Origin of the sequence: Myxococcus sp. AM009 (genome assembly GCF_013372605.1) — a bacterium.
GTDB classification, from domain to species: Bacteria; Myxococcota; Myxococcia; order Myxococcales; family Myxococcaceae; genus Myxococcus; species Myxococcus vastator.
Genome location: NZ_JABXEP010000001.1, coordinates 135,241 through 158,624 on the forward strand (window position 1 = coordinate 135,241; position 23,384 = coordinate 158,624).

At 70.4% G+C, this 23,384-nt stretch carries 24 protein-coding genes; 16 read left to right on the top strand and 8 right to left on the bottom strand.

The features are described from left to right. Positions 1 to 59 precede the first annotated feature (59 nt). The 3 genes from HV824_RS00545 to HV824_RS00555 all read left to right on the top strand — a co-directional run bounded on the left by HV824_RS00545 (position 60) and on the right by HV824_RS00555 (position 4,584). Positions 60 to 1,871 carry an OmpA family protein gene (locus tag HV824_RS00545; RefSeq protein WP_217916978.1) on the top strand — a complete coding sequence of 604 codons (1,812 nt, stop codon included), beginning with the start codon at positions 60 to 62 and terminating at the stop codon, positions 1,869 to 1,871. Next, positions 1,871 to 3,037, top strand: a complete 1,167-nt coding sequence (locus HV824_RS00550; RefSeq protein WP_255207629.1) for a FecR domain-containing protein — start codon at positions 1,871 to 1,873, stop codon at positions 3,035 to 3,037. The genes HV824_RS00545 and HV824_RS00550 overlap by 1 nt, the downstream gene beginning before the upstream one ends. 71 nt (positions 3,038 to 3,108) lie before the next feature. After that, positions 3,109 to 4,584, top strand: coding sequence for a CHASE2 domain-containing protein (locus HV824_RS00555; protein WP_255207630.1), 1,476 nt, complete (start codon positions 3,109 to 3,111; stop codon positions 4,582 to 4,584). 151 nt (positions 4,585 to 4,735) lie between these two features. Here the strand turns inward: HV824_RS00555 and HV824_RS00560 are convergent, their stop codons facing one another. Genes HV824_RS00560 through HV824_RS00575 form a run of 4 tightly spaced genes read right to left on the bottom strand, consistent with a single transcriptional unit; the run spans position 4,736 to position 8,197 of the window. Beyond that, positions 4,736 to 5,539 (bottom strand): immunity 49 family protein, encoded by an 804-nt coding sequence (locus tag HV824_RS00560; RefSeq protein WP_255207631.1) that lies wholly within the window; start codon positions 5,537 to 5,539, stop codon positions 4,736 to 4,738. Between the two features lie 44 nt (positions 5,540 to 5,583). Next, positions 5,584 to 6,171, bottom strand: coding sequence for a DUF1629 domain-containing protein (locus HV824_RS00565; RefSeq protein WP_368670818.1), 588 nt, complete (start codon positions 6,169 to 6,171; stop codon positions 5,584 to 5,586). A 26-nt stretch (positions 6,172 to 6,197) separates the two neighbouring features. Then, positions 6,198 to 6,977 carry an AHH domain-containing protein gene (locus HV824_RS00570; protein WP_176415050.1) on the bottom strand — a complete coding sequence of 260 codons (780 nt, stop codon included), beginning with the start codon at positions 6,975 to 6,977 and terminating at the stop codon, positions 6,198 to 6,200. Next, positions 6,974 to 8,197 carry a hypothetical protein gene (locus HV824_RS00575; protein WP_176422418.1) on the bottom strand — a complete coding sequence of 408 codons (1,224 nt, stop codon included), beginning with the start codon at positions 8,195 to 8,197 and terminating at the stop codon, positions 6,974 to 6,976. Before HV824_RS00575 ends, HV824_RS00570 begins: the two co-directional genes overlap by 4 nt. A gap of 199 nt (positions 8,198 to 8,396) precedes the next feature. Between HV824_RS00575 and HV824_RS00580 the strand changes: the two genes are divergently transcribed. Genes HV824_RS00580 through HV824_RS00595 form a run of 4 tightly spaced genes read left to right on the top strand, consistent with a single transcriptional unit; the run spans position 8,397 to position 11,986 of the window. Further along, positions 8,397 to 10,181, top strand: coding sequence for a GAF domain-containing protein (locus tag HV824_RS00580; RefSeq protein WP_176422419.1), 1,785 nt, complete (start codon positions 8,397 to 8,399; stop codon positions 10,179 to 10,181). 38 nt (positions 10,182 to 10,219) lie between these two features. Continuing rightward, complete coding sequence (locus HV824_RS00585; protein ID WP_176415053.1) at positions 10,220 to 10,801, top strand: aspartyl/asparaginyl beta-hydroxylase domain-containing protein; 582 nt, start codon at positions 10,220 to 10,222, stop codon at positions 10,799 to 10,801. After that, on the top strand, positions 10,791 to 10,997 hold the full coding sequence (locus HV824_RS00590) for a Nif11 family protein (RefSeq protein WP_176422420.1): 207 nt from the start codon (positions 10,791 to 10,793) through the stop codon (positions 10,995 to 10,997). The genes HV824_RS00585 and HV824_RS00590 overlap by 11 nt, the downstream gene beginning before the upstream one ends. After that, positions 10,988 to 11,986, top strand: a complete 999-nt coding sequence (locus tag HV824_RS00595) for a sulfotransferase family protein (RefSeq protein ID WP_255207633.1) — start codon at positions 10,988 to 10,990, stop codon at positions 11,984 to 11,986. Before HV824_RS00590 ends, HV824_RS00595 begins: the two co-directional genes overlap by 10 nt. A gap of 54 nt (positions 11,987 to 12,040) precedes the next feature. Here HV824_RS00595 and HV824_RS00600 read toward each other — a convergent pair whose 3' ends face one another. The 4 genes from HV824_RS00600 to HV824_RS00615 all read right to left on the bottom strand — a co-directional run bounded on the left by HV824_RS00600 (position 12,041) and on the right by HV824_RS00615 (position 16,523). Then, positions 12,041 to 12,538, bottom strand: coding sequence for a DUF6232 family protein (locus HV824_RS00600; RefSeq protein WP_176415055.1), 498 nt, complete (start codon positions 12,536 to 12,538; stop codon positions 12,041 to 12,043). Further along, on the bottom strand, positions 12,531 to 12,944 hold the full coding sequence (locus tag HV824_RS00605; protein WP_176415056.1) for a DNA-binding response regulator: 414 nt from the start codon (positions 12,942 to 12,944) through the stop codon (positions 12,531 to 12,533). Before HV824_RS00605 ends, HV824_RS00600 begins: the two co-directional genes overlap by 8 nt. Positions 12,945 to 13,066: 122 nt before the next feature. Further along, the gene (locus HV824_RS00610; protein WP_176415057.1) at positions 13,067 to 14,425 is read right to left on the bottom strand and encodes a sigma-54 dependent transcriptional regulator; all 1,359 of its coding nucleotides are present in this window, start codon (positions 14,423 to 14,425) and stop codon (positions 13,067 to 13,069) included. After that, positions 14,415 to 16,523 carry a nitrogen regulation protein NR(II) gene (locus HV824_RS00615; protein ID WP_176422421.1) on the bottom strand — a complete coding sequence of 703 codons (2,109 nt, stop codon included), beginning with the start codon at positions 16,521 to 16,523 and terminating at the stop codon, positions 14,415 to 14,417. Before HV824_RS00615 ends, HV824_RS00610 begins: the two co-directional genes overlap by 11 nt. A gap of 153 nt (positions 16,524 to 16,676) precedes the next feature. On the opposite strand from HV824_RS00615, the gene HV824_RS00620 reads away from it, so the two are divergent. The 9 genes from HV824_RS00620 (at position 16,677) to HV824_RS00660 (ending at position 23,381) form a co-directional block, all read left to right on the top strand. Further along, positions 16,677 to 17,363, top strand: coding sequence for a TetR/AcrR family transcriptional regulator (locus HV824_RS00620; protein WP_176422422.1), 687 nt, complete (start codon positions 16,677 to 16,679; stop codon positions 17,361 to 17,363). Further along, positions 17,360 to 18,157: a CoA transferase subunit A gene (locus HV824_RS00625; protein ID WP_176415060.1), complete on the top strand. Its 798-nt coding sequence runs from the start codon at positions 17,360 to 17,362 to the stop codon at positions 18,155 to 18,157. The genes HV824_RS00620 and HV824_RS00625 overlap by 4 nt, the downstream gene beginning before the upstream one ends. Continuing rightward, on the top strand, positions 18,154 to 18,894 hold the full coding sequence (locus HV824_RS00630; protein WP_176422423.1) for a CoA-transferase subunit beta: 741 nt from the start codon (positions 18,154 to 18,156) through the stop codon (positions 18,892 to 18,894). The genes HV824_RS00625 and HV824_RS00630 overlap by 4 nt, the downstream gene beginning before the upstream one ends. A gap of 47 nt (positions 18,895 to 18,941) precedes the next feature. Beyond that, a complete protein-coding gene (locus tag HV824_RS00635) occupies positions 18,942 to 19,979 on the top strand; it encodes an alcohol dehydrogenase catalytic domain-containing protein (protein WP_176422424.1) in 1,038 nt (345 codons plus the stop codon). Between the two features lie 49 nt (positions 19,980 to 20,028). Then, positions 20,029 to 21,285 carry a hydroxymethylglutaryl-CoA synthase family protein gene (locus HV824_RS00640; RefSeq protein WP_176422425.1) on the top strand — a complete coding sequence of 419 codons (1,257 nt, stop codon included), beginning with the start codon at positions 20,029 to 20,031 and terminating at the stop codon, positions 21,283 to 21,285. A gap of 144 nt (positions 21,286 to 21,429) precedes the next feature. Further along, the gene (locus tag HV824_RS00645; RefSeq protein ID WP_176415064.1) at positions 21,430 to 21,918 is read left to right on the top strand and encodes an Hsp20/alpha crystallin family protein; all 489 of its coding nucleotides are present in this window, start codon (positions 21,430 to 21,432) and stop codon (positions 21,916 to 21,918) included. Positions 21,919 to 22,100: 182 nt separating this feature from the next. Next, positions 22,101 to 22,505 carry a hypothetical protein gene (locus tag HV824_RS00650; protein WP_176415065.1) on the top strand — a complete coding sequence of 135 codons (405 nt, stop codon included), beginning with the start codon at positions 22,101 to 22,103 and terminating at the stop codon, positions 22,503 to 22,505. A gap of 143 nt (positions 22,506 to 22,648) precedes the next feature. Continuing rightward, positions 22,649 to 22,792, top strand: coding sequence for a hypothetical protein (locus HV824_RS00655; RefSeq protein ID WP_176415066.1), 144 nt, complete (start codon positions 22,649 to 22,651; stop codon positions 22,790 to 22,792). A 73-nt stretch (positions 22,793 to 22,865) separates the two neighbouring features. Continuing rightward, complete coding sequence (locus tag HV824_RS00660) at positions 22,866 to 23,381, top strand: SgcJ/EcaC family oxidoreductase (protein WP_176415067.1); 516 nt, start codon at positions 22,866 to 22,868, stop codon at positions 23,379 to 23,381. Positions 23,382 to 23,384 lie beyond the last annotated feature (3 nt).

Sequence of the window (23,384 nt, forward strand, 5' to 3'; positions counted from 1 at the left end):
ATCCGCCGGTGACAACCTTCGCGGCTCCTCGACGGGGCCCGCCTCTGCCTCGACCCGCCATGCCCCTTCCTGACTACACACCGTCCGCACCGCGCAGCTTCCTTCGCCGCGTGACACGGCTCGCCGCCCCGTTGCTGCTGGTGGCTTGGGCCACCGCCAGCGCCCAACCCGCGGCGTCGCAGGCCATCGACGTGCAGCAGTACAAGCCGGCCCCGGGCGCCTATGACGTGCTCGGCATGCACGGCGCGCGCATCGCGCCGCATCTGTCCTGGAACCTGGGCGCGTCGCTCAACTACGCGGATGACCCGCTCAACCTCGTGGACCCACGAGCGGACCGGTTCCTCTACCGCATCGTGGACAGCCAGCTCACGCTGGACCTGATGGGCGCCATCTCCCTGTTCGACCGGGTGGAGCTCGGCGTGGCGCTGCCCATCTCCCACACGACCTCCGAGCCCGCCGCCGCGGTGGCGCCAGACCTGTCGAACGGCGTGGGGACCACGGGCGTGGGTGACCTGCGATTGGTGCCGAAGGTCCGCCTGCTCTCCACGGGCAGCGGCATCCACCTGGCCGTGACGGCGCCCCTGACGTTGCCCACGGGCGGTGGCTCGAAGTTCCTGGGCTCGGACACGGTGACGTTCCAGCCGCGCTTCGTGGCGGAGTGGGCCACCACCGCCGTCCGCCTGCTGGCCAACGTGGGCTTCAACGTCCGCCGCGAGGAGCAGCTGCGCAACCTGCGCGTGGGCAACGAGTTCGCCTACGCGGTGGGCGCCGAGGTGCCCCTCACGCGGGCCCTCACGGCGCAGGCCACCCTGGCGGGTGCGCTGGGTCTGAAGGAGACGAGCTCCGAGGAGCGGCCCATGGAAGTCCTGGCCGCGCTGAAGTACCGCTTCACGCCGGGCCTGGCCGCGCATGTGGGCGCGGGCCCGGGTCTGTCGCGGGGCTATGGCACCCCGTCCTTCCGAGTGCTCGCGGATGTGGCCTGGACGCCGTTCGAGTCCAAGGCAGGCCCCGCCGCCGCGGCGCCGGTCTGCGACCTGGGGCCTGAGGACTACGACGGCTTCCAGGACGACGACCAGTGCCTGGACCCGGACGACGACGGCGACGGCATCCCCGACGTCGCCGACGTGTGCCCCACCGAGCCGGAGACCCTCAACGGCTTCCAGGACGAGGACGGCTGCCCGGATGACCCGAACGCCCACCAGCCGCCCTCCGATGCGGGCCAGCCCACGCCGGCCCCGGCGCCCCTGGCGCTGCCGCCCGCGCCGGTGGACACCGACAAGGATGGCATCTTCGACGCGGAGGACCTGTGCCCCAACGAGCCGGAGGACCTGGACGGCTTCGAGGACGAGGACGGCTGCCCCGACGACGACAACGACCAGGACGGCATCCCGGACGCCGTGGACCAGTGCCCGCTGGAGGCGGAGACCATCAACGGCGTGAAGGATGACGACGGCTGCCCGGACAAGGGCAAGGCGCAGGTGCGCGTGGAGGGCGCGCGCATCGTCATCCTGGACAAGGTGTACTTCGGCACGGGCCGGGACGTGATTCTGGCCAGGTCCCACAGCCTGCTGCGGCAGGTGGCCTCCACGCTCAAGGCGAACCCGCGGATTCAGGTGGTCCGTGTGGAAGGCCACACGGATGCCCAGGGCAATGACGCGAAGAACCTGGACCTGTCCCAGCGGCGGGCGAGGAACGTGGTGGCCTTCCTGGTGAAGGAAGGCATCGCGGCGCAGCGGCTGGACGCGGTGGGCTATGGTGAGGCGAAGCCCGTGGACACCAACAAGACGGCCAAGGGGCGCGAGAACAACCGTCGCGTCGAGTTCAACATCGTGAAGGTCGCCGAGCCTTCGACGGGAGGAGGCACGCGTTGATGCGGACAGCCCCTTGGATGATGGCGGTGGTGCTCGCGGGTGCGCCCGCGTTCGCCGCGCAGCCGCAGGCGCCGTGCGGCGGGCTGCGCTTCGAAAGCGGCCGGATGGTGTTCGGCCGGCCGCTGGCGCCCCAGGGCGCGGAGACGGACGCGTGCCTGGCGCACGTGGCCCAGGCGGTCCTGGCGCGCCCCGCCATCCGCTCCGTGACGGTGGCGGCGAAGCTCCCGGACGCGGACCGGCTGGACGGCCGAGGCCTGGCCGCGGCGAAGCGGGCCGCGGACGTGTTGGTGGCGGCGGGCGTGCCCCGCACGCGCGTGTCCGCCATGGCGCCGCCGTCCGTGGAGGGTGAGCCCGCACAGCTGCAGTTCGCCTACGTGGAGCGGCCCGCCCAGCCCGCGGTGGCCCGGCTGCGGGCGGCCAGCGGCGAGGTGGAGGCGGGCGCGACGGAGGCCCAGCTCCTCGCGCGGACGGTGGGTGACTCGCTCTACCCGGGTGAGCTGCTGCGCACCGGCGCGGACGCCCAGGCGGAGCTGGCCCTGGCGGACGGCAGCACTGCGCGCGTGGTGGAGAACAGCCTCATCAAGATGGGCACCATCGCGCTGATGGCGAACCTCCAGCGCAAGGTGCAGTTGGACCTGCTGCGCGGCACCGTGGAGACGAACGCGGCGCCGGGTGGCGCGGATTCCATCTTCGAGGTCCGCACGCGCGGCGCGGTGGCCGGTGTGCGGGGCACCCGGTTCCGCGTGTCGGCCCAGGACGACGGCACCAGCCGGCTGGAGACGCTGGAAGGCATGGTGGCCCTCAGCGCGGAGCAGGCAGAGGTCGAAGTCGCTGGCGGACATGGCTCGCGCGCGAAGTTGGGCTCGCCCCCAGAGCCGCCTCGCCCGCTGCTGCCGGCGCCCACGCTGGTGGGCCCTCGGGGTGGCGCGTTCGCCACGCCCCCGAAGGTGTCCTGGCGGACGCTGGAGGGCGCCGCGACGTACCGCGTGGAGGTGGCTCGCACGGCGGACTTCGCCGCGGGGGTCCAGACGTATGACACCGAAAGCGCCGAGCTGGCGCTTCCCGGGCCCCGTCAGGGCAAGTGGTTCTGGCGGGTGATGGCCGTGGACGGTGACGGCTTCGTGGGCTTCCCCTCGAAGATCTACGCCTTCGACGTCCAGCCCTGAGACTGCTGCGTTGCGTGCGCCCATCCGCGCACGCATGATGGCCGGGCCCTGTCCGCCAGCAGGCCCCGCCCATGGACTCCAGTCCCGCCGAGCCCCACCGCCGCGACGGTCTCCGTCTGCCCTCGCCCGCCGTCGCGCGGGGACTGGGCGCATGCGTGGGCATCGCGCTGGCGGTGGTGACGGCGGCCACGGGTGGCGCGCCCGGCTTCCTGGAGCGCTCCCTCTACGACCAGGCGGTGAGCCGGCTGCTGCCCGCCGTGCCGCCCAGCGCGGACCTGGTGTTGGTGGAAGTGGATGACCGCGCCCTCGCGACGCTGGGCGAGCGTTGGCCGTTGTCACGCACCACGTGGGCTCGTGCCTTCCAGGCGCTCGCCGCCCAGCGCCCCGCGGCCGTGGCGGTGGACGTCGTCTTCGACCAGCCCGGGCCGCGTGACGCGCTGGAGCTGGGTGAGGACATCCTGGAGGCGCTGCGCCGCTCGGGGTTGACGGAGCAGCCCGCGGGCGAAGCCTTGGCGGTGGACCTGGAGGCGCGGCTCCGCGCGCGCGACGGCGATGCCCGGCTGGCCGAGGCGATTTCGGAGGGGCACGGTGTCGTCCTGGGAGCCGCCGCGCTCACGGACGACGTCCCGGTGATGGCGCCCCTCGAGGACGGCGCCCTGGGCACGCCGCTGGCCCTGCCCGCCCAGGCGCTGCGGCTCCAGGCCCAGGAGGTGGCGGGCAGCATCGCGCCCCTGCGCATGGCGGCCCGGGGCAGTGGCACCCTCAACATGCTGGTGGACGGCGACGGCGTCATCCGGCGCTATCCCTACGCCGTGGGCGTCAGCGGGAAGGCCTGGCCTTCCCTGGCGCTGGCCACCGCGCTGCACCTGATGCCCGAGCGAGCGGAGCCCCTGCGCGTACTGGCGGCCGTGGACCATGGCGCGCCGCTGATGCGGCTGCCCGCGCCCAACTGGCTGCCCCGGGTGAGCCTGGCGGACCTGCTGCACACGGACCCGCGCTCGGTGGGCCTGGACCTGGCGCTGCGAGGCAAGACGGTCTTCGTGGGGGTCACCGCCACGGGGCTGCATGGACAGAGCACCCTGCCCGGCCAGGTGGCCGTGCCCGGCGTGGAGATTCACGCCTTCGCCCTGGACAACCTGCGCTCGGGTCGGCTGATGCGCTCCTCGGGGCTGGTGGCGCTGCTGGGCGTCCTGGAGACCGCGGCGGTGCTCGCGGCCTTCGCCAGGCGCTGCCGGCGCGCGCGCACGTCCGGCGCGGTCCTCCGGTGGGCGGTGACGCTCGCCGTCCTGCACACGGCGCTGGTGGCGTGGCTGGCGTCGGACCCGGGCTGGGTTATCCCCCTGGTCCCCGCGTGGGTGGGTCTGACGCTGATGCTGGTGGTGGACGCGGCGTCGCGCGCGCAGGAGATGGGCCGGCAGCGCGGCGCACTTCGCCGGCTCTTCATCCGCTACCCCCAGGCCTCGATAGTAGACGCAAATCAAAACACGCCTGCTCAACCATCGACGTCCGACAAAGCCACCTCAACACCACGAGGCACCAACCAATAGAAGCAACAACTCCAGACAATCCCAAACAACCCAACACAAACGCCATGACTACGAGCCTGAAGGCCGGGCTCGCCATCGCCGCTGATTGATGCCTCCGAAGCGCTGTCCTCCCTCGAACCCACGACACAAGCTTCGGGACTTGACCGCCCTGTCAGTCAAGGGTGCCAGTGAGCGGAGCACGCCAGCCGTCTACGGGGGGAAGTCGTCCACCCAGTGGAACGCGGGCCATCCCCGGGAGGGTCGGATATTCGCGAAACGTCTCCAGCCCGCACAACTCAGCGAGCCTCAGGAGCGCCAATCCGTTCATGAAGATGGCCCCCTCAGTGCGACGCAGCTCGTCGTTGGGCCCCTCGTCGCGAGGCTTATTCTTGAAGGTGAGGATGCGCTCCGCGATGACGCCCTCCATCGCTTGGTTGAAGTCCAGGGCGCTTCGCGCATGCAGCGCCCGGCAGACCATGAGATAGCCGTCCTCCTTGCCTTGGAGCACGGACTCCCACCGGTCCAGAATCCCTGACAGCTCGGAAGCCACGCCTGCGTGCAACTGCATCGTGAAACGGTGCAGGAAGTGGTGCAGGAGGAAGTCCTCCTCGTACTCATGAGAAGGGTCACTCCTGCCTGCTTCGAGGCGGGCAATCTCCACAGCCAGGTCCAGCTGCCCCGCCGTCAGCGCATCAATGAAGGAGAAGGCCTTGCTGGCGCAGCGGTAGAGGGGCTCACTTCCATGCCCGGCGGCGACGAGCTGCAGGAACTGGAGGCGAGCCCGACCGGAGTGACAGAGATGGGTGGCAAACCTGCCGACATCGGCCTGGGCGAGCAGGGCGCAGAAAGCCAGGCGGCGGTGGCAGAGCGCCACCGTGGAATAGGCCTCACCGGATTGTTCGCGAGCATCTCCAACCCGCAGGGAGCGAAGGGCCTCTCCCAGCGAGAACAGCGTGTCATCCCGGATGACTTCCAAGGGAGTAGGTCGGAGCGAGGACATAACGATCCCAGCAAGCGGGGTCAGTAGATGCTACAGCGCTTACCCATGGCGATGTAGTTGACTCCCGTCATGCCCTTCGCCTCAAGCGCGGCGCGCAAGTCCTCGCGGATGACGAGCACAGTGCCCATGGGCTTGATGCGGAAGAGCTTCGCGTTCGCGGGGAGCTCGTCCTCGCGAAGGCTGAGTCGGAACAAGCCGGTGAACTCGTCGGGATTGCTCGCGAAGGTGTCGAAGTCGCTCTTGTCACGGTCAACGCAATCGTAGGTATCCAGCACGTTCGCGATGAAGTACTCGCCAGACACGCGCCGCCCCTTGTGATTGGCGATCGCCGCGGGAAGGAACTCGATACTGGCGCCTGACTCTTGCTCGAGCAGCGCCTTGAGTCTGCCGGAGACGATGCACAGGTGGAGGGTGTTGGCGACCAGGTCGGGAACGTTGAGGCCCCGGTGCTCCTCGTCCATCTGCAGCGTGACATCCGGCGGGTAGCGTTCATCCATCCGCAGCCCTTCCGCAATCCTCCAGCGCTTCTCATCCAATGCTTCGGGGCACTTTCCGAGGAGGCAGTTCTTCGGGTCGGAAGCTTCATGAAAGATGACGTATGAGGCCATGGTTTCGTGCGTGGGGATGTGGCGTGCTAGCGTGAGTTCATCCACTCGAAGAGCTGATTGATATGCGAACCGGGGCTGCTGAGCCCGAACTCCCGCAGGTCCGCGCGAGTCCTCTTCGAGAACTGGTGCAGGTGATTGGCGAGGTCCGGGGCCGTCTCCTTGGTGACGGCCTTGTGGTTCTTCTTGTCCTCGGAATCCTTCGCCTTGGTGAGCTTCAGTTTGACCCTGTCGACCGCCAGCCGGACATCCCTGCTGTAGGTGCTGTGATACTTGGGATGCCTGGGAAGTTGATAGAGCCTGCTGCGCCTCTCTGACTTGGGCAGGTAGATGATGTTCACGCCCTTATGGACGTTGTACTTCGCCTGTTGGAGCAACTGGAGTTCGTCGAATTTCAGGAGACTCGTCAACACGTCATCAACCGGGATGATGTGGTGGGCGTTGTTGGCCCAGGGCCACCAGTCGCTGCCCTTGAAGTTGAGATGGGAATAAGGGCCGGCCCCCATGTACCAGACCTTGTCGACCTTCGTGGGGTCACGGTACGCGGCCTTGATGGGGGTATTGAAAATCTGCTCGAACCGCTGCCGGGCCTCGCCTGGGTTGTAGAAGTCCAGGTTGTACCAGTCCGCCTCATTGGCGAGCTGATAGTTGAAGCCGTTCTCTTTGTGGTCGTGCCCTGCCTTCTTGCAGACGAACTTGCCTCCCTGCCTCTCCCAGATGCAACGGGTGACACAGCCGTTGCCCTCCCCATCCTGATGGGACTCGTCAGTCTTGAGTTTCTCGATGTGGTCTTCATTATCGCCACTCATGGGGCCCTCCCGCCAGACGGCTCGTGGGCGTTCTCCAGGACGAAGGCGCCGCGGGCTTCCTGCTCATCAAGCAGGGCCACGAGGATGCTCGGGCTCCTGGCGTAATTCCGAGCAAATCCTCTCACGCCCAGGCAGATTGAAGCAGCCCCCGTGGCCGCGCCAACCTCTCCAAATTGCTCAACCGGATACCATTGCCGGAAGTGGGACGGTAAACCCACGCCAGCCAACCGGACGAGTGTCGTACCGAAGTCTCTGGCGCGGAACTCATCGCCGTTCAGATTGACAATTGCGAGGTCAGGCTGCCGGGTGGCGTCCTTGCTCTGCTCGAGGCAGCTCGACATGGACTTGAAGAGCGCGGTGCCCACGCGAGCTGCACCTGAGAACCGGTGAAAGGACTCCCGATGGAGGGCCATGGCCCCCAAGGCCGCCTCGATACGCCCACCGCGCGCTCGGGCCTCCTCCGTTCGCTCCAGCAACACGAAGGCAGCTGCTTCGCCTGGAAAGAACCCTACGGGCTGTCTCGGGGTCCTCACGAGCCCCAGCTCGTACGCACACATCAAGACGTCGAGTTCCACGTAGGAGTCGATGCCGCCGACGATGCATCGGTCGAGCTGCCGAGTCCGCAGAAGCTCGCTGGCGTGGGCGAGCATCTGGACGAAAGTCGCGGGCCCGCCGAACACGCATTGCTGGATGGCGTGGGCGGGAAGGGACAGCCCGTTCAGTTGCAGTGTTTCGGGAATCACCCGGCGTGAGAGTAGCGCCCGAGCGCGCGCCTGCTCGTCGCGGAACTCAGCGAGGACGCTGCCCTGCAATTTCGCATCCGTCAGGGCCGCGAGACTCCGGGTGACGTGTGTCTCCAGGAGGTCCCCTCCCGAGAGTTGCACGAGGAACCCCGTCCGTGGGAGCGCTACGGCATCAAGGCCACAGTACTCCAGGAGATCCGCGAGCGCGGCCTGCCCGAGTTGGATAAGCCTGCCAATGCCCTCGAATCCATCGGTGAGCCAGGGGATGGACTTCCCCTTCAAGGGAACGCTCTCCAGCGCGTCCTCATCCGAAACGAGGACATCCAGCTCCGCCCATTGGGAGAGTCCTGCACGCGCGGCGGCGCAACTGGTGACCACATCGCCTGCCAGGGCGGACACCAGTCCCAGTCCCGTAATCGAGATCCCCTGCCCCTGCCACGAACCAGAAGCCGCCTGAGGCGAGACGCGATGGCTCATGCCTGAAGCCTCGTTAGAGGGACGCTGAGTCCCTGGTAGCGTACGCCCGGTCCTCGTTGCATGGAAGCCCGCGGCCCAGCGCGCCAGCGCCGACGCGATGCGCCAGGACTAGCCGACAGCCAGACAACCGCTCCGGGCGCCCCTGCGTCACACGGCCCCTTGAGCCAGACCGCAGCCGTGGCAGCATCCCCGCTCCCGCATGCGCCGCTACGCCCTCATCGCCGAGCCCGACCCGCAGCGAGCCGCTGGCCTCTTGTCCCTGGTGACGGAGGAGGGCCTGGAGGGTGTCGTCGCCAAGGATGGTGCGGAGGCCCAGGACGTCATGCGCCAGCGCGGCGCGCCCCTGCTGCTCGTCACGGACCTGGCGCTGCCCAAGCTGGACGGCTTCACGCTGCTGACGTGGCTTCGGGAACAGGAGGACTCCGCCGAGACGCAGGTCGTGGTGATTACCGCCTTCGACGAGCTGCGCGTCCGCGCATGGCAGCTCAAGGAGGCGCTGGGCATCCACGCGTTGCTCAGCCGCCGGGCCGCCTCGGAGCTGATGCGGGAGACCCTGCGGCGCGTGCTCACCGGACAGCTCGCGCCACAGCCCCCCGCGACGGAGGTGTCCGGTGAGCAGGAGCGGCAACGGCTGGCGAGCATCGCGGCCATGCACCTGGTCGACAACGGCCCCCCCGAGGCGGAGCTCCAGCAGCTCGTGAAGGAAGTCGCTCTGGCCTTCGGTGTCCCCGTGGCGCTGCTGACGCTGGTGCTGGGCGAGCGCCAGTGGTTCAAGGCCCACGTCGGCCTGCCGCCCGCTCTCGCGAAGGACCGGGGCACGCCGCGCGACTGGGCGTTCTGTCACCATGTCGTGCAGGGGCGCGAGCCGCTCGTCGTGCCGGACGCCCGGCGCCACCCCTACTTCCGCGACAACCCCCTGGTGCGCGACGGCGTCGTGGGCAGCTACGCGGGCGCGCCACTGCTGACGTCCACGGGCGAGGTGCTGGGCTCGCTGTGCGTCATCGACACACGCCCGCTCGTCCTGGGCGCCGAGGACCTGGCCGCGCTGCGGGAGCTCGCGAACCGCGTCGCCGAGGACCTGGAGCAGCGAGCCCGGGTGAACCAGGCCACCGGGAAGGCCCAGGCGGAGCCCGCGCTCACCGAAGCATCGGCCCTGGGGCTCCTGCGCGATGCGGTGCAGGCCCTGGACGTGGCGGCGCTGCTGGTGGCACCTGGGCGCAAACCTCACGCGTGCAACGCCGCGATGACGGACCTGCTCGGCCTGCCGCCAGAGCCCTTCCCGGCCATGACGTTCGAGGCCTTCTGCCAGCACGTCGCGGGACTCACCGCGGACCCGGCGAGCACGCTGCGGCAGCTCGACCTGGCCTCCGAGTCTTCCCGAGGCCTCCGCCTGACGCTCGTCCTGGAGCGTCCCCAGCCGCGCCGGCTGCGCTGGGTGGCCCGGCCCTTCCCCATCCCTGGCGGCATGGCGCAGATGCTGGCGCTCGCCGACAGCGGCCACACCCGGCCAGCCCGTGAGGAGCGGGAGCGACAGTACCGGGTGGACGCGCTGACGGGGCTGGACTCGCGGCGCGTGGGCGAAGAACGGGTGCTGCGCGAGATTGGCCGCTGCCGCAGGGATGGCAAGCCCTTCAGCGTGCTGCTCGCGGACCTGGTGGGACTGGGGCACATCAACGCGGCGCAGGGCTTCGACGCGGGAGACGCCGCGCTGCGAGACGGCGCCCGCATCACCGAAGCCCTGAGCGTCCCTGGAGGCTTCGCGGTGCGCTGGGAAGGCGGGACGTTCCTCCTGGCCCTCCCTGGCGTGGACGCGACGCGGGCCGAAGCGCGGCGCCAGAAGCTGCACGACACCTCGGGCGCGCCCGCTGTGGTATCGGCGACCGTGACTGTCGAGGGTGAGGAGGACCCGCAGGGGACGCTGGCCCGCGCCCAGGCAGCGCTCATCAGAGCCAAGACGGCGCACCGGCCTCCGCGGCTGGCATGAGCCACGCTGGAACCCATCACCGCGACGAGGAGCACCGCATGTCGACGCCCGTGCCCGACCGCCTCCGCCTGCCCTTCCACTTCGACGCCGCGCCGCTCCAGGGAGAGCTCGCGACCCTGCCCGCCGAGGCGTGGGTTCCCCACTTCAATAAGCGCGAATACGAGGGCGAGTGGAGCGGCGTGCCCCTGCGCTCCATTGGCGGAATGGAAGGCCGCATCTATCCGGACCCCACGGGGCGCGAGCGCTACGCCGACACGCCGCTGCTCGCGCGCTGCCCCGCGCTGCGCGCCGTGCTCGCCACGTTTCAGTGTCCCATTGGCGCCGCGCGGCTGCTGAAGCTCGCGGCGGGCGCGCGCATCCGCGAGCACACGGACTACAACCTGGGCTACGCGGACGGCGAGGTGCGGCTCCACGTCCCCATCACCACGCACCCCGACGTGGCCTTCTTCCTCGGAGGCGAGCGCGTCGTCCTCCAGCCCGGTGAGTGCTGGTACCTGGACTTCAACCGTCCCCACCGGGTGGACAACCCCAGCGACACCGACCGCGTCCACCTGGTGCTGGACTGCGACGTGAATGACTGGCTGAGAGACATCTTCACGGGAGCCGTGAATGGCCGCTGAGGCCTTAGAGCGCTTCCGTCTCCGCGTCCTGGAGGACGTCACGCTTCAGGACGCGCTGCGGGAGACGCCGGACACCGCGGCCTTCGTGGCACGCGCGGTCGAACTGGGCGCCGCGCACGACTGCCACTTCACCGCCGACGACGTCCACGAGGCCCTGCGCGCCGCTCGCCGGGTCTGGCGGGAGCGATGGATATGACACCGGACCTGGAGGGCTGGGTGCCCGCGCGCATCCATGTGGACGACGGGCAGCCGCGCGTGGACTGGTGCCACCTGGGGGGCCAGCGCTTCACGGACCCGTTCTTCGACGAGACGCTTGAGCGGCGGCTCCGACACCCGTTCGCCCTGTTCTTCCGGCATCAGACGTCCATGGACGCGCTGGTGGCACGACACGCTGAGAAGCCCGGCCTGCCAGTGCGCGGGCTCGTCTTCCACATGTCCCGCTGCGGCTCCACGCTGGTGGCGCAGCTGCTGGCCGCGCTGCCGCGCCACATCGTGCTGTCCGAAGCCGGCCCCGTGGACACGGTGCTGCGCGCGCATCAACGCCTGCCAGGCGTCACGGACGCGCAGCGCATCGAATGGCTGCGCGCGGTGGTGGGCGCCCTGGGACAGCAGCGCCATCCAGAGGAGCGCGCGGTGTTCCTCAAGCTGGACGCGTGGCACGTCCTGGAGCTTCCGCTGCTCCAGCGCGCCTTCCCTGGCGTGCCGTGGCTGTTCCTCTACCGGGACCCGGTGGAGGTGATGGCGTCGCATCAGAACCACCGGGGCGCGCACATGCTGCCGGGACTGCTGGCCCCCGCGCACCTGGACCTGGAGCCCGGGCAAGTGGAAGGCATGCCCCTGGATGAATACGGCGCGCGCGTCCTCGCGGCCATCTGCGACGCGGGCCTGCGAGGCTACCGCGCGCGGACAGGCCAGGCGCGGCTGATGGACTACCGGCAGTTGCAGCCGGAGGGCCCGCGCGTGCTCACCGAGCTGTTCGGCCTGGAGCCGACGACGGAGGACGCCCCGCGCCTGCGCGACGTCCTGGAGCGGAACGCGAAGAACCCCGTGCTGCCCTTCGAGGACGACGCGGAGGAGAAGGCTCGCCGCGTCTCATCGCAGGGACGAGCCCTGGCGGAGCAGTGGGGCCGTCCCATCCACGACGCGCTGGAAGCCGAACGCCAGCGCGGGGATGGCGGGCTTTAGCGCCGCGAGACACGCGCGCCCGGCGCTCCCGGGCCAGCGCCGCCTGCGGCCCGCTCAGTGCCTCCGTCGCGCCACAACGGCGTCATGGATGAGCCCGGCGAGCAGCATGAGGGACTTCGGATCCTTGCTCGCGCGCACGCGCCACGAGCCGGCGCGGGTATGCAGCACCAGCCGGTACGACTCCTCGGCCAGGACGAGCCGCGCAATGCACCCGAAGATGACCATGACGACGGCGACCAGCGCCGCCTCGTAGACACCCTTCGCCGTGCTGCTGGACACGGACAGCGCGGACAGCGCCGGCAGCCCCACGCTCATGCACAGCGCCAGCGTGGCCAGCACGGGAACCATGCGAGGCGTGCGCCGCACCGTCTCCACCCGCTGGACGTCCGCGAGCAGCAGCGTCCTGCCCCGGGCGACGACCCGCTCGGTCGTCACGCGCAGACCGGCGTCCTGGAAGAGCGGCACTTCGGAAGGAGCGGACGGCGCGACGAGCGGGCGGTCCGGAAACGCGGGAGTGGCGGGCACCAAGGACACGGCGAGAGGCTCAATCATGGGGCGACTCGGTCGACGGCGGCACGGCCCCGCCGGGAGAGATGAATACGGAGCTCCGGTGACCTGGAACGTGGGCCAGCAACACCCGGCGCAGCTCACCGAGCGGACGGCCCAGCGCGAAACAGTCGCGGGCGCCCAGCCGCAGGGCGAGTCCCATCAGCCGCTCATCGGCGAAGGGCACCAGCACGATGATGGGCCGCTGAGGCGAAAGCTCCCGGGCGCGCTGAAGCCGGCGCTGGAGACTCTCACCCCGCTCGACGTGGACGAGCACGAGGTCCGGACACCCACCGGCCGGCGCGCCCGACTCCAGCGCGATGCCCAGCTCCGCCAGCACGTCCCTCAGGAGCGAGCTGAGCGACGCATCCCCTCCGAGCAGGAGGGCACGGGCGATGGACGAAGACTTCACGTTGCGACATCAAGCAATGCCCATGCCCGCTGTCCCCGCCCCGAGCGCCCAGGCGACATGCGGGCGAACCGTTGCATCACGCCAGACGCCCCTGGCGGATTACCACGGTGTCCCGCGCGCCCCTACCCGCGCTCCCGCTCGCGACGATGGATGGTGGACACGTCGATGCCGAGCACCTCCGCGGCGCGCGTCTTGTTCCCGCCGCAGCGTGTCACCATCCACGCGATGTACTCCCCCTCCAGCCGCCGCAGGGGCCACAGCGCGTGCTGCGCCATCACCAATGGCTGCACCTCCGGCGCCTCGGGTGGCAGGTGTGGGCGCAAGTCCTCCAGACTCACGACCTCGCTCGCCACCATCACCGCCAGCCGCTCGATGAGGTTCTCCAGCTCACGCACGTTCCCCGGCCAGGGCAAGGTCGCGAGCGCGGCCACCGCCTCCGGAGACAAGGACTGCATCCGGGAGCGAGGGTTGCGCGCGCGGGCGCGAGCCGTGAAGTGCTCCACCAGCAAGGGGATGTCCTCCCGCCGCTCCGACAGCGGCGGCAACAGCAGGCTCACGACATTGAGCCGGTAGAACAGGTCCGCGCGGAAGCGGGCCTCGCGAACGCGGGCGTCCAGGTCCTGGTGCGTGGCGGCGATGATGCGCACGTCCACGGTGCGGCTGCCGTCGGCGCCCACCGCGCGCACCTCGCCGTCCTCCAGCACGCGCAGCAGGCGGGCCTGGAGCTCCAGCGGCATGTCGCCAATCTCGTCCAGGAACAGCGTGCCCCCATCCGCCTCCACGAAGAGGCCGCGACGGGCGTGGGTGGCGCCGGTGAAGGCGCCCTTGAGGTGACCGAACAGCTCGCTCTCCAGCAAGTCATGCGGCAGCGCCGTGCAGTTGACGGCCACGAAGGGCCCGGAGGCGCGAGGCCCCTGGAAGTGCAGCGCGCGGGCGACCAGCTCCTTGCCCGTGCCGCTCGGGCCCCGCAGCAGCACCGCCGCCTGGGCATGGGCCACGCGGTCGATGAGCTCGTAGAGGTTTCGCATCGCCGCGCTGCGGCCCACCAACGCGCCCAGCCCGCTGCGCTCGGCGGCGGCGCGCCGCAGTGCCCGGTTCTCCACCTGGAGCCGGCGCTCCTTCAGGGCCCGCTCGAGGAAGAGCAGCACCTCATCCAGGCGAAAGGGCTTGGTGAAGTAGTGGTACGCGCCACGCTTCATCGCCTCCACCGCGCTCTCCACGCCGCCGAAGGCCGTCATCATCAACACGGGGATGTCCGCGTCGAGCGCCCGCACGGCCTCCAGCACGTCCAGGCCGTCCACCCCTTCCATGCGCAAGTCACACAGCACCGCGTCGTAGGCCCGCGCGCGCGCCATCTGGATGGCCTCTTCGCCGCCCGTGGCCAGGTCCACGGCGTAGCCCGCGTCCGTGAGGGGCTCCCGCAGCATGAGGCCCATGTCCACGTGGTCATCGACGACCAGGATGCGTCCCTCAACCGACATACCGCTCCTCCGCGCTGGGCTTCGCGATGGGCCAGAGCACGGTGACGCAGGTGCCCCGGCCCTCCTCACTCTCCAGCTCCAACCGGCCACCATGATTGCGCACGACGTGGGCCACCATCGTCAGGCCCAGCCCCGTGCCCTGTCCCCGCTTCTTGGTGGTGAAGAAGGGGTCGAAGACCTGGTTGAGGTGCTCCCGCGGAATGCCGCAGCCGTCATCGCGGAGGGTGAGCGCCACCAGCCCCCACGGCTCCGCCTCCGGCACCGCCGCGGTCAACGTCACCTGTCCGCCCTCACCACACGCGTGGCAGGCATTGAGCGCCAGGTTCACCAGCACCTGCTGGAGCTGGTCCGGGTCCGCCGCCAGCGGAGGCAGCGTCTGCGGCACCGTCACCTCGAAGCGCACCCCGCGCCGCTCCACTTCCATGCGCAGCAGCTCCTGAACGTCGTGGAGCAGGGAGCTGAGCGGCACCGGCCGCACCGCCGTGGGCTGGAGGCGCGAGAAGTCCAGGAGCTGCCGCAGCGTGCGGCTCACCCGGTCAATCTGCTCGATGATGACGGCGACGCCGGGACCCTGCGGATGCTCCTTGCCCAGCTTGCCCAGCACGTACTCCGCGCGCCCGCGCACCACGCCCAGCGGCGTGCCAATCTCGTGCGCGATGCCGGCGGCCAGCACGCCCACCGTGGCCAGCTTCTCCGCGCGCAGCAACTGCGTCTCCAGCGCGCGCACGTTGCTCAGGTCCTCCACCACCAGCAGCGTGTGGACCTCCGGGTGGCGCGCCTCCAGCGGCACCGCGTGGAGGTTGAACCGGCCCTCCTCGCCGAAGAGCACCAGCGTCTCTCCCAGGATGCCGTGGGCGCGCGACTCGCTCACGGCGGCCGCCACCAGGGCGCGAATCCGGGACACCACCGGCGCCGGCGCCTGGGGGAACGCCGTCTCCAACGGCGCGCCAATGGCGTCCGGCGGCATGCGCTCGCGAAGCACCTGGTTCACCGCGCTGATGCGCCCATCCACCGTGAGCGCCAGCACGCCGGAAGGAATGTGGTCGAGAATCTTCTGCGTCTTGTCTTGCAGGTGCGCCAGCTGGTCCGCGTGCTGACGGCTCTCACGCAAGGCGGCCGCGCGGCGCTGCGCCAGCACCACGTACACGGCGAACGTCACCAGGAAGAGCGCCACCAGCAACGCCGCGGCCATGAGCCGCCAGATGAGCGCCTGCTGATGCGAGCGCAGCGTCGCGGTGGACACCAACGTGGCCGCGGCCCAGTGGCTGCCGCCGCGGACGCGGATGGGGGTGAAGACGGCGATGGCCTCCGAGCGGCCCAGCCCCAAGCGCTCGGCCTCCTCCGCGCGAAGCGGCAACGCGCCGCGCTCGCCCTCGCGCATCCGCGCCGCCAGCGCCATGAAGCCCGGCACCCATGAGCCCTCTGTCTCCAGCCGCCGGAACCAGTCCGCCAGCGTGGGGTCGCTCGCGGAGGTCGGCTGGCCATACGTGCCCAGGAGCAGCAGCCGCGCGTCCGGGTCTGACGTCACGATGCGCAGCGGCGTGAAGAAGGACGTCGTGTCGACCAGCACCGCCACCGCGCCTTCGGGCCGGCCTTGCTCATCCACGGGCAGCGCCGTGGCCATGACCCGCAGCGAGTCAAAGCCGCCATCCTCCATGGGAGGTGACAGCGTGACGTCCCCCGGCGGCCGCAGCAGGGCCCGCCGTCCCGCCTCCGCCATCTGCGCCAGCACGGGGGCTCGCGCCACCTGCTTGCCCAAGCGCCGGTCCAACATGCGCAGCCACTCCTTGCCGCTGGCGTCGTAGGCGATGAGGACCTTGTACTGGCCCACCGCCTCCAACAGGGCGCGCATCTCCCGCCGGTGCTCCGCCAGCGTGCCGGGCTGGGACATCAGCTCCCCGGCGAAGCGCAGGTCCTCCGCCACGTCCTCCAGCGTCTCCGCCACCCCGCGCGTGGCCTCATCCAACTGGGCCTGGCGCTCCACCGCGAACTGGTGCCACTGGGCCTCCCGGTTGCGCTCCAACAGGGTGAACACCCCCACCCCCACCGTCGTGAGGGCGACACAGAGCAGCAGGATGGGGACGAGCGCGTACCGCATGGCCCGCCGAGTCTAACCGCCAGCCCCTCCCCAACCCCTTGAAATAGCAGGGGAACCAAGAGGGCCATCGGCCTGGGGGCCTGCTTTGGCGATTGACACCCCGCGTCGTGCGCTGCTACCTACCGGTCGGTAGGTCTCAAGGAGGGAGCAGACGTGACGAACACCGGAGGACGGAAGCCGGACGAGGGCGAGCGCTACCGCGCCATCCTGGAAACGGCGGCGCGGCTCATCTGTGACCGGGGGTACGAGGGCACGTCGATGCAGGAGATCGCCGCCGCGTGCCGGATGACGAAGGCGGGCCTCTACCACCACATCCAGAACAAGGAGCAGCTGCTCTTCGCCATCATGAACTACGGGATGGACCTGTTCGAGGAGCAGGTCCTCTCGCGAGTGCAGGACATCGCGAATCCACTGGAGCGGCTCCGGGCGTGCATGCGCCACAACATCCTGCTGGTGACGCGGGGGTGGAGCAAGGAGGTCATCATCATCCTCCACGAGCACGCCACGCTCACCGGCGAGACGCGCGCCTTCATCGACGCCCGGAAGAAGAAGTACGTGGCCTTCCTGGAGGAGGCCTTCGCGCAGGCCTCGCAGCAGGGCCTCATCCGCCCCGTGGACCCGACGGTGGGCGCCTTCTCGTTCCTGGGAATGGTGCTGTGGATCTACAAGTGGTTCAAGCCGGACGGGCGCCTCACGGACGAGCAGATCGCCGACGGCATGGTGGACATGCTGTTCCCGCCCTTCGCCGCCGCGGGTGACACCGCCGGACAGGCCGGGCCCTCGCCGCTGCGCATGGTGCCGGGCGTGCCGGCCACCGGCACGGATTCGGAGGACGCATGAAGACGGCGCGCTGGTGCTCGCTGGAGGAGGCGGTGGCCTCCATTCCGGATGGCGCGTCGCTGGCCACCGGCGGCTTCATGCTGGGCCGCGCCCCCATGGCGCTGGTGATGGAGCTCATCGCCCAGGGCAAGCGCGACCTGGGCCTCATCTCCCTCCCCAACCCGCTGCCCGCGGAGCTCCTCGTGGCGGGCGGCTGTCTGGGCAAGCTGGAGCTTGCCTTCGGCGCGCTGAGCCTCCAGGGCCGCGTGCGTCCCATGCCCTGCCTCAAGCGGGCCATGGAGCAGGGCACGCTCGCCTGGCGCGAGCATGACGGCTACCGCGTCGTCCAGCGGCTGCGCGCCGCGTCCATGGGCCTGCCCTTCATCCCCGCGCCAGACGCGGACGTGTCCGGGCTGGCGCAGGCGGAGCCGCCTCCCATGGTGGAGGACCCCTTCACCGGCCTGCGCGTGGCGGTGGAGCCCGCCTTCTATCCGGACGTGGCGCTGATCCACGCGCGCGCCGCGGACGAGCGCGGCAACCTCTACATGGAAGACCCGACCACGGACCTGCTGGTGGCGGGCGCGGCGAAGCGGGTGATTGCCACGGTGGAGGAGCGGGTGGCGAAGCTGCCTCGCGCCACCCTGCCCGGCTTCCAGGTGGACCGCATCATCCTGGCACCCGGCGGCGCCCTGCCCACCGGCTGCGCCGGGCTCTACCCGCACGACGACGCGATGCTGGCCCGCTACCTGTCGCTGGCGGAGACGGGCCGCGAGGCGGAGTTCCTGGAGACGCTGCTGTCACGGAGGGCGGCATGAGCGCGGCGCTGGACATCACCCCGGCGGAGACCGTGGTCGCCCTGCTGGCGCGGCAGATTGAGGATGGCGGCGTGGTGGCCACGGGCGTGGCGTCACCGCTGGCCATCCTGGCCATCGCCGTGGCGCGCGCGACGCATGCGCCGGACCTGACGTACCTGGCCTGCGTGGGCGCGTTGGACCCGGAGCTTCCCACGCTGCTGCCCTCCTCCGAGGACCTGGGCTACCTGGCTGGCCGGTCCGCGGAGATCACCATTCCGGACCTGTTCGACCACGCGCGGCGCGGCCGGGTGGACACCGTCTTCTTCGGCGCGGCCGAGGTGGATGCCGAGGGCCGCACCAACATGACGGCCAGCGGCAGCCTGGACACGCCGCGGACGAAGTTCCCTGGCGTGGCGGGCGCCGCGACGCTGCGGCAGTGGGTGCGCCGGCCGGTGCTGCTGGTGCCGCGCCAGTCGCGCCGCAACCTGGTGCCCCAGGTGCAGGTCGCCACCACGAGAGACCCGCGCCGGCCGGTGACGCTCATCTCCGACCTGGGCGTGTTCGAGCTGGGCGCGTCCGGCGCGCGGCTGCTCGCGCGGCACCCGTGGGCCTCGGAAGCGCACATCGCGGAGCGCACGGGCTTCGCCTTCCAGGTCCCCGAAGCGCTGCCCGTCACCCCGCTGCCGGATGCCCGCACGGTGGCGGCCATTCGCGCCATCGACCCGCGCGGCTACCGCGACGCGCTCGTCGGCGCCTGAGCCGGGCCCTTCCCCTTCCACGAATCCAGATGCACGGAGGCACCCAGATGAAAGCCGTCGTACTGCGCAGCTTTGGTGAAGCGGGCAACCTGAAGATGGAGAGCGTCCCCATGCCCCGCCCCGGGCGCGGCGAGGTCCTCCTGCGCGTGCATGCCTGTGGCGTCTGCTACCACGACGTCATCAACCGCCGCGGCAACCTGCCCCGCACCAGCGTGCCCGCGATCCTCGGCCACGAGGCCGCCGGTGAAGTCATTGAAGTCGGCCCGGACACGCCGGGCTGGAAGACGGGAGACCGCGCCGCGACGCTCCAGCGCATGTCGTGTGGCGACTGCGCCCTGTGCCGCGGCGGGCGCAACAGCCTCTGCAAGACGGACAACCGCTTCTTCGGCGAGGAGCTGCCCGGGGGCTACGCCCAGTTCATGGTGGCCCCCGTCGGCGGCCTGGGCCGGGTGCCCGCGTCGCTGCCCTGGAACGAGGCGGCCACGGTGTGCTGCACCACGGGCACGGCGGTCCACACGGTGCGCACGCGCGGCAAGGTGCGCCCGGGCGAGACGGTGCTCATCACCGGCGCCAGCGGCGGCGTGGGCCTGTCCGCAGTTCAGCTCGCGCGGCTGGACGGCGCGCGCGTCATCGCGGTGACGTCCAGCGAGCTGAAGGTGCGGGCGCTGAAGGAGGCGGGCGCGGACGAGGTCATCGTGTCGCGCGGGCTGGACTTCGGCTCGGCCGTCCGCGAGCGCACTCAGGGCGCGGGCGTGGACGTGGCCGTCGAAATCGTCGGCAGCGCCACGTTCGACCAGACGCTGAAGTCCATGGCGCCCGGAGGCCGTGTGGTGGTGGTGGGCAACCTGGAGTCGGGGATGGTGCAGCTCAACCCAGGGCTCGTCATCGTCAAGGAGCTGGAGATATTGGGGGCCTACGCCACCACGCAGGCGGAGCTGGACGAAGCCCTGCGCCTGACGGCCACCGGCGGCGTGCGGCAGTTCGTGACGGACGCGGTGCCCCTGGCCGAGGCCGCGAAGGCCCACTTCAGGCTGGAGAACCGCGAGGTGGCGGGCCGGCTGGTGCTGGTGCCCCCCGAGGCGTGAGCGAAGCGGCGGCTGGAATCCAGAGCACGACAAGGAATCGAGGAGTCGTATGAAGAAGCGCGTGGGAATCGAAGCGTTGGCGGTCGCGGTGCCGGCCCGGTACGTGGACATCGAAGACCTGGCCCGGGCCCGAGGCGTGGACCCGGCCAAGTACACGGCGGGCCTGGGCGCCAGGGAGATGGCCGTCAACGACCCCGGCGAGGACACCGTGGCCCTGGCGGCCACCGCGGCGGCCCGCCTCATCCGTCAGCAGGACGTGGACCCCTCTCGCATCGGCATGCTGGTGGTGGGCACGGAGACGGGCATCGACCACTCGAAGCCCGTCGCCTCGCACGTGCAGGGCCTGCTGAAGCTGCCGCGCGCCATGCGGACCTATGACACGCAGCACGCGTGTTACGGCGGCACCGCCGGGTTGATGGCGGCGGTGGAGTGGATTGCGTCCGGCGCGGGCGCGGGCAAGGTGGCCGTGGTGGTGTGCTCGGACATCGCGCGCTACGGGCTGAACACCGCGGGCGAGCCCACCCAGGGCGGCGGCGCGGTGGCGCTGCTGGTCTCCGAGCAGCCCGACCTGCTCGCCATGGACGTGGGCCTCAATGGCGTGTGCACCATGGACGTGTATGACTTCTGGCGGCCCGTGGGCCGGCGGGAGGCGCTGGTGGACGGGCACTACTCCATCACCTGCTACCTTGAGGCCCTGTCCGGCGCCTACCGGGGCTGGCGCGAGAAGGCCCTGGCGGCGGGACTGGTCCGCTGGTCGGACACGCTGCCCGGCGAGCAACTGGCGCGCATCGCCTACCACGTGCCGTTCTGCAAGATGGCCCGGAAGGCGCACACCCAGCTGCGCCTCTGCGACCTGGAGGATGCGGCGGGCGCCGCGGCTTCGACGGCGGAGTCGCGGGAGGCGCAGGCGAAGTCGGCCGCCAGCTATGACGCCCAGGTGGCGACATCCCTGGGACTCAACTCGCGCATCGGAAACGTGTACACCGCGTCCCTCTACCTGGCGCTGGCGGGGCTGCTGCACCGCGAGGCCGGCGCGCTGGCGGGACAGCGCATGGGCCTGCTGTCCTACGGCAGCGGCTGCGCGGCCGAATTCTATTCCGGCACGGTGGGCGAGAAGGCCGCTGAGCGGATGGCGAAGGCGGACCTGGAGGAGGTGCTGGCCCGGCGCGAGCGCGTCTCCATCGAGGAGTACGAGCGCCTGATGAAGCTGCCGGCGGATGCGCCCGAGGCCGTGGCCCCGGCGCCCGGTGCCTTCCGGCTGACGGAGCTTCGCGACCACCGCCGCCTCTACGCCGAAGGGACCTGAGGCAGGGCGCCGGGCGCCCACCCCAGGCGCGTGACGAGGCACCGGCAGGCTTCCCGGTGCCTCCCCTTCCGCCGCCGTCTCCCTACCGTGAATCTCAGACCCCCTGCCTCGACGAACGGGGCGCGGTGGAAAGGAGACGGAATCATGGCGGACCTACCTGCCCGTAGAGGTGGAGGCATGCTCGGAGCCCCGCGCGGCTGGGACCCCTTCGAGCGCATGCAGGAGCTGTTGGGCTTCGACCTCGGCCGGATGCTCGGCCCCCAGGGCGCACGGGAGGGCGGCTTCGCGCCCGACTTCGAGGTGAAGGAGACCCAGGACGCCTTCATCTTCAAGGCCGATGTCCCAGGCGTGGAGGAGAAGGACCTGGAAATCACCCTCGCGGAGAACCGGCTGACCATCAGCGGCAAGCGGGAAGAGGAGCGCCGCGAGGAGGGTGACCGCTACTACGCCTACGAGCGCGATTATGGCTCGTTCAACCGCACCTTCACGCTCCCCCGAGGTGTGAATACGGACGACGTTCAGGCGGAATTCAAGAGCGGCGTCCTCAACGTGCGCATCCCCAAGAAGTCCGAGGAGCAGCCCAAGCGCATCAAGGTTGGCGGCGGCGAACGCAGTGAGAAGGCGAAGGCCTGAGCCGCGTCGGTGGGCAACCCGGGGGGCCTCGTGGGCCCCCGTCGGGTGAGCCCGGCGAATCGACGCAGCACGGCCAACAGCCGCCTGGAAGCGTCCTGGCACCCGCGCCCCGAGTGGCGAGCGCCGCCGAGAGGCTTCCGCGCATTGCGACACGCACGGCCGCGGCATATACACAGGGCATCGTGTCTGGACTCTCGCGGATCCTCGCGCTCGCGCTGTTGCTCCTCTGGCAGGCTGTCGCCAGCGGCGCGGCCGGGCTCGGGCATTACTGCGAGAAGCAGGTCCAGTCGCGGGCCTCCAAGTGCAAGTGCCCCCACGGGGCCGTGCACTCAGAGGAGGCGGACCCGGGACTGCCGGTGCTGCACGCGCACTGCTGCGACGCGCCTCACTGGGATTTGCCCGCGCCCACCGAAGCGGGCTCCGCCCCTCACGCCCCCTTCATCCAAGCTCCTGCCATCCTCGTCCCCGCCGCCTGGCTGCCCAACCCGCCGCTCCTGAGCGGGCCACAGCCTTCCCTCGCGCGCAGGGACGCACCTCAAGGTCAGGGCCCCCCCGTCTTCCTCCGCATCCGCACGTTGCTGATTTGAGCCGAGCGCCTCCGCGTTGACGCTCGATGTCGGCTGTCCTTGCACCGCCCGCGCGAAGCGCGCGCGCCAACGGGACACGTCCGCCGTCGAGCCCCATGCCGAATGCGCTGTTTTCTCAAATCAATGACGACAGGAGTCACGACGTGGACATGTTCTGGGAGCTGATGCTGGGAACCGTGGTGCTGACCCTCCTCATCGTGGTGGTGACGCCAGCGATGTGGAGCTCGAGGCTGAGCCTCCGGGAGAAGCTGAAGAAGGGCGGCGAACACACCAAGCCAGACGCCTGAGGCGTTCGGGAGAAGCCGGCCGTGGTATGGGATTGGGCACGACAACCGGCTTTTCCCGAAAGAAGGCTACCGAATGATGCGCCGTGCCCTTCCCCTGCCCTCGCTGGCCACCCTCCTCCTGCTGGCGTCCGCGTGCGCGACCACCGGCACGGCGCCAGCGGAGGCGGACATCCTCCAGCTCGTGAGTGACCAGACGGAGGCCTGGAACCGTCAGGACGCGGTGGCCTGGTCCAAGGACTTCGCCCCGGACGCCTCCTTCATCAACATCGTGGGCACCGTCTTCGAGGGCCGCGATGAAATCCAGCAGCGCCACGCGGGCATCTTCGCCAGCATCTTCAAAGGGAGCCAGAGCCAGGTCACGGTGCGCAAGGTCCAGTTCATCCGGGAGGACCTGGCGATTGTCGACGCCACGCACGCGGTGACGGGCCACCCCGGCCTGCCCCCTGGCGTCCAGGACACCGAGCCCGGCGTGCTGCGCACTCAGATGCGCTACGTGATGAAGCACGCGAACGGGCAGTGGCAAATCCTGGCCGGCCAGAACACGGACGTGAAGCCCAGGCCCCAGGCGGCCGCTCCCCAGCTGCCCTGAGGC

Excerpts from the sequence above, each read along its gene's own strand:
- HV824_RS00645 (WP_176415064.1), top strand. The coding sequence starts at position 21,430 with ATGGCGGACCTACCTGCCCGTAGAGGTGGAGGCATGCTCGGAGCCCCG.
- HV824_RS00630 (WP_176422423.1), top strand. The coding sequence starts at position 18,154 with ATGAGCGCGGCGCTGGACATCACCCCGGCGGAGACCGTGGTCGCCCTG.
- HV824_RS00595 (WP_255207633.1), top strand. The coding sequence starts at position 10,988 with ATGGATATGACACCGGACCTGGAGGGCTGGGTGCCCGCGCGCATCCAT.
- HV824_RS00570 (WP_176415050.1), bottom strand. The coding sequence starts at position 6,977 with ATGAGTGGCGATAATGAAGACCACATCGAGAAACTCAAGACTGACGAG.
- HV824_RS00610 (WP_176415057.1), bottom strand. The coding sequence starts at position 14,425 with ATGTCGGTTGAGGGACGCATCCTGGTCGTCGATGACCACGTGGACATG.
- HV824_RS00580 (WP_176422419.1), top strand. The coding sequence starts at position 8,397 with ATGCGCCGCTACGCCCTCATCGCCGAGCCCGACCCGCAGCGAGCCGCT.
- HV824_RS00590 (WP_176422420.1), top strand. The coding sequence starts at position 10,791 with ATGGCCGCTGAGGCCTTAGAGCGCTTCCGTCTCCGCGTCCTGGAGGAC.
- HV824_RS00550 (WP_255207629.1), top strand. The coding sequence starts at position 1,871 with ATGCGGACAGCCCCTTGGATGATGGCGGTGGTGCTCGCGGGTGCGCCC.
- HV824_RS00660 (WP_176415067.1), top strand. The coding sequence starts at position 22,866 with ATGATGCGCCGTGCCCTTCCCCTGCCCTCGCTGGCCACCCTCCTCCTG.
- HV824_RS00575 (WP_176422418.1), bottom strand. The coding sequence starts at position 8,197 with ATGAGCCATCGCGTCTCGCCTCAGGCGGCTTCTGGTTCGTGGCAGGGG.
- HV824_RS00585 (WP_176415053.1), top strand. The coding sequence starts at position 10,220 with ATGTCGACGCCCGTGCCCGACCGCCTCCGCCTGCCCTTCCACTTCGAC.
- HV824_RS00555 (WP_255207630.1), top strand. The coding sequence starts at position 3,109 with ATGGACTCCAGTCCCGCCGAGCCCCACCGCCGCGACGGTCTCCGTCTG.
- HV824_RS00615 (WP_176422421.1), bottom strand. The coding sequence starts at position 16,523 with ATGCGGTACGCGCTCGTCCCCATCCTGCTGCTCTGTGTCGCCCTCACG.
- HV824_RS00600 (WP_176415055.1), bottom strand. The coding sequence starts at position 12,538 with ATGATTGAGCCTCTCGCCGTGTCCTTGGTGCCCGCCACTCCCGCGTTT.
- HV824_RS00625 (WP_176415060.1), top strand. The coding sequence starts at position 17,360 with ATGAAGACGGCGCGCTGGTGCTCGCTGGAGGAGGCGGTGGCCTCCATT.
- HV824_RS00545 (WP_217916978.1), top strand. The coding sequence starts at position 60 with ATGCCCCTTCCTGACTACACACCGTCCGCACCGCGCAGCTTCCTTCGC.
- HV824_RS00635 (WP_176422424.1), top strand. The coding sequence starts at position 18,942 with ATGAAAGCCGTCGTACTGCGCAGCTTTGGTGAAGCGGGCAACCTGAAG.
- HV824_RS00565 (WP_368670818.1), bottom strand. The coding sequence starts at position 6,171 with ATGGCCTCATACGTCATCTTTCATGAAGCTTCCGACCCGAAGAACTGC.
- HV824_RS00640 (WP_176422425.1), top strand. The coding sequence starts at position 20,029 with ATGAAGAAGCGCGTGGGAATCGAAGCGTTGGCGGTCGCGGTGCCGGCC.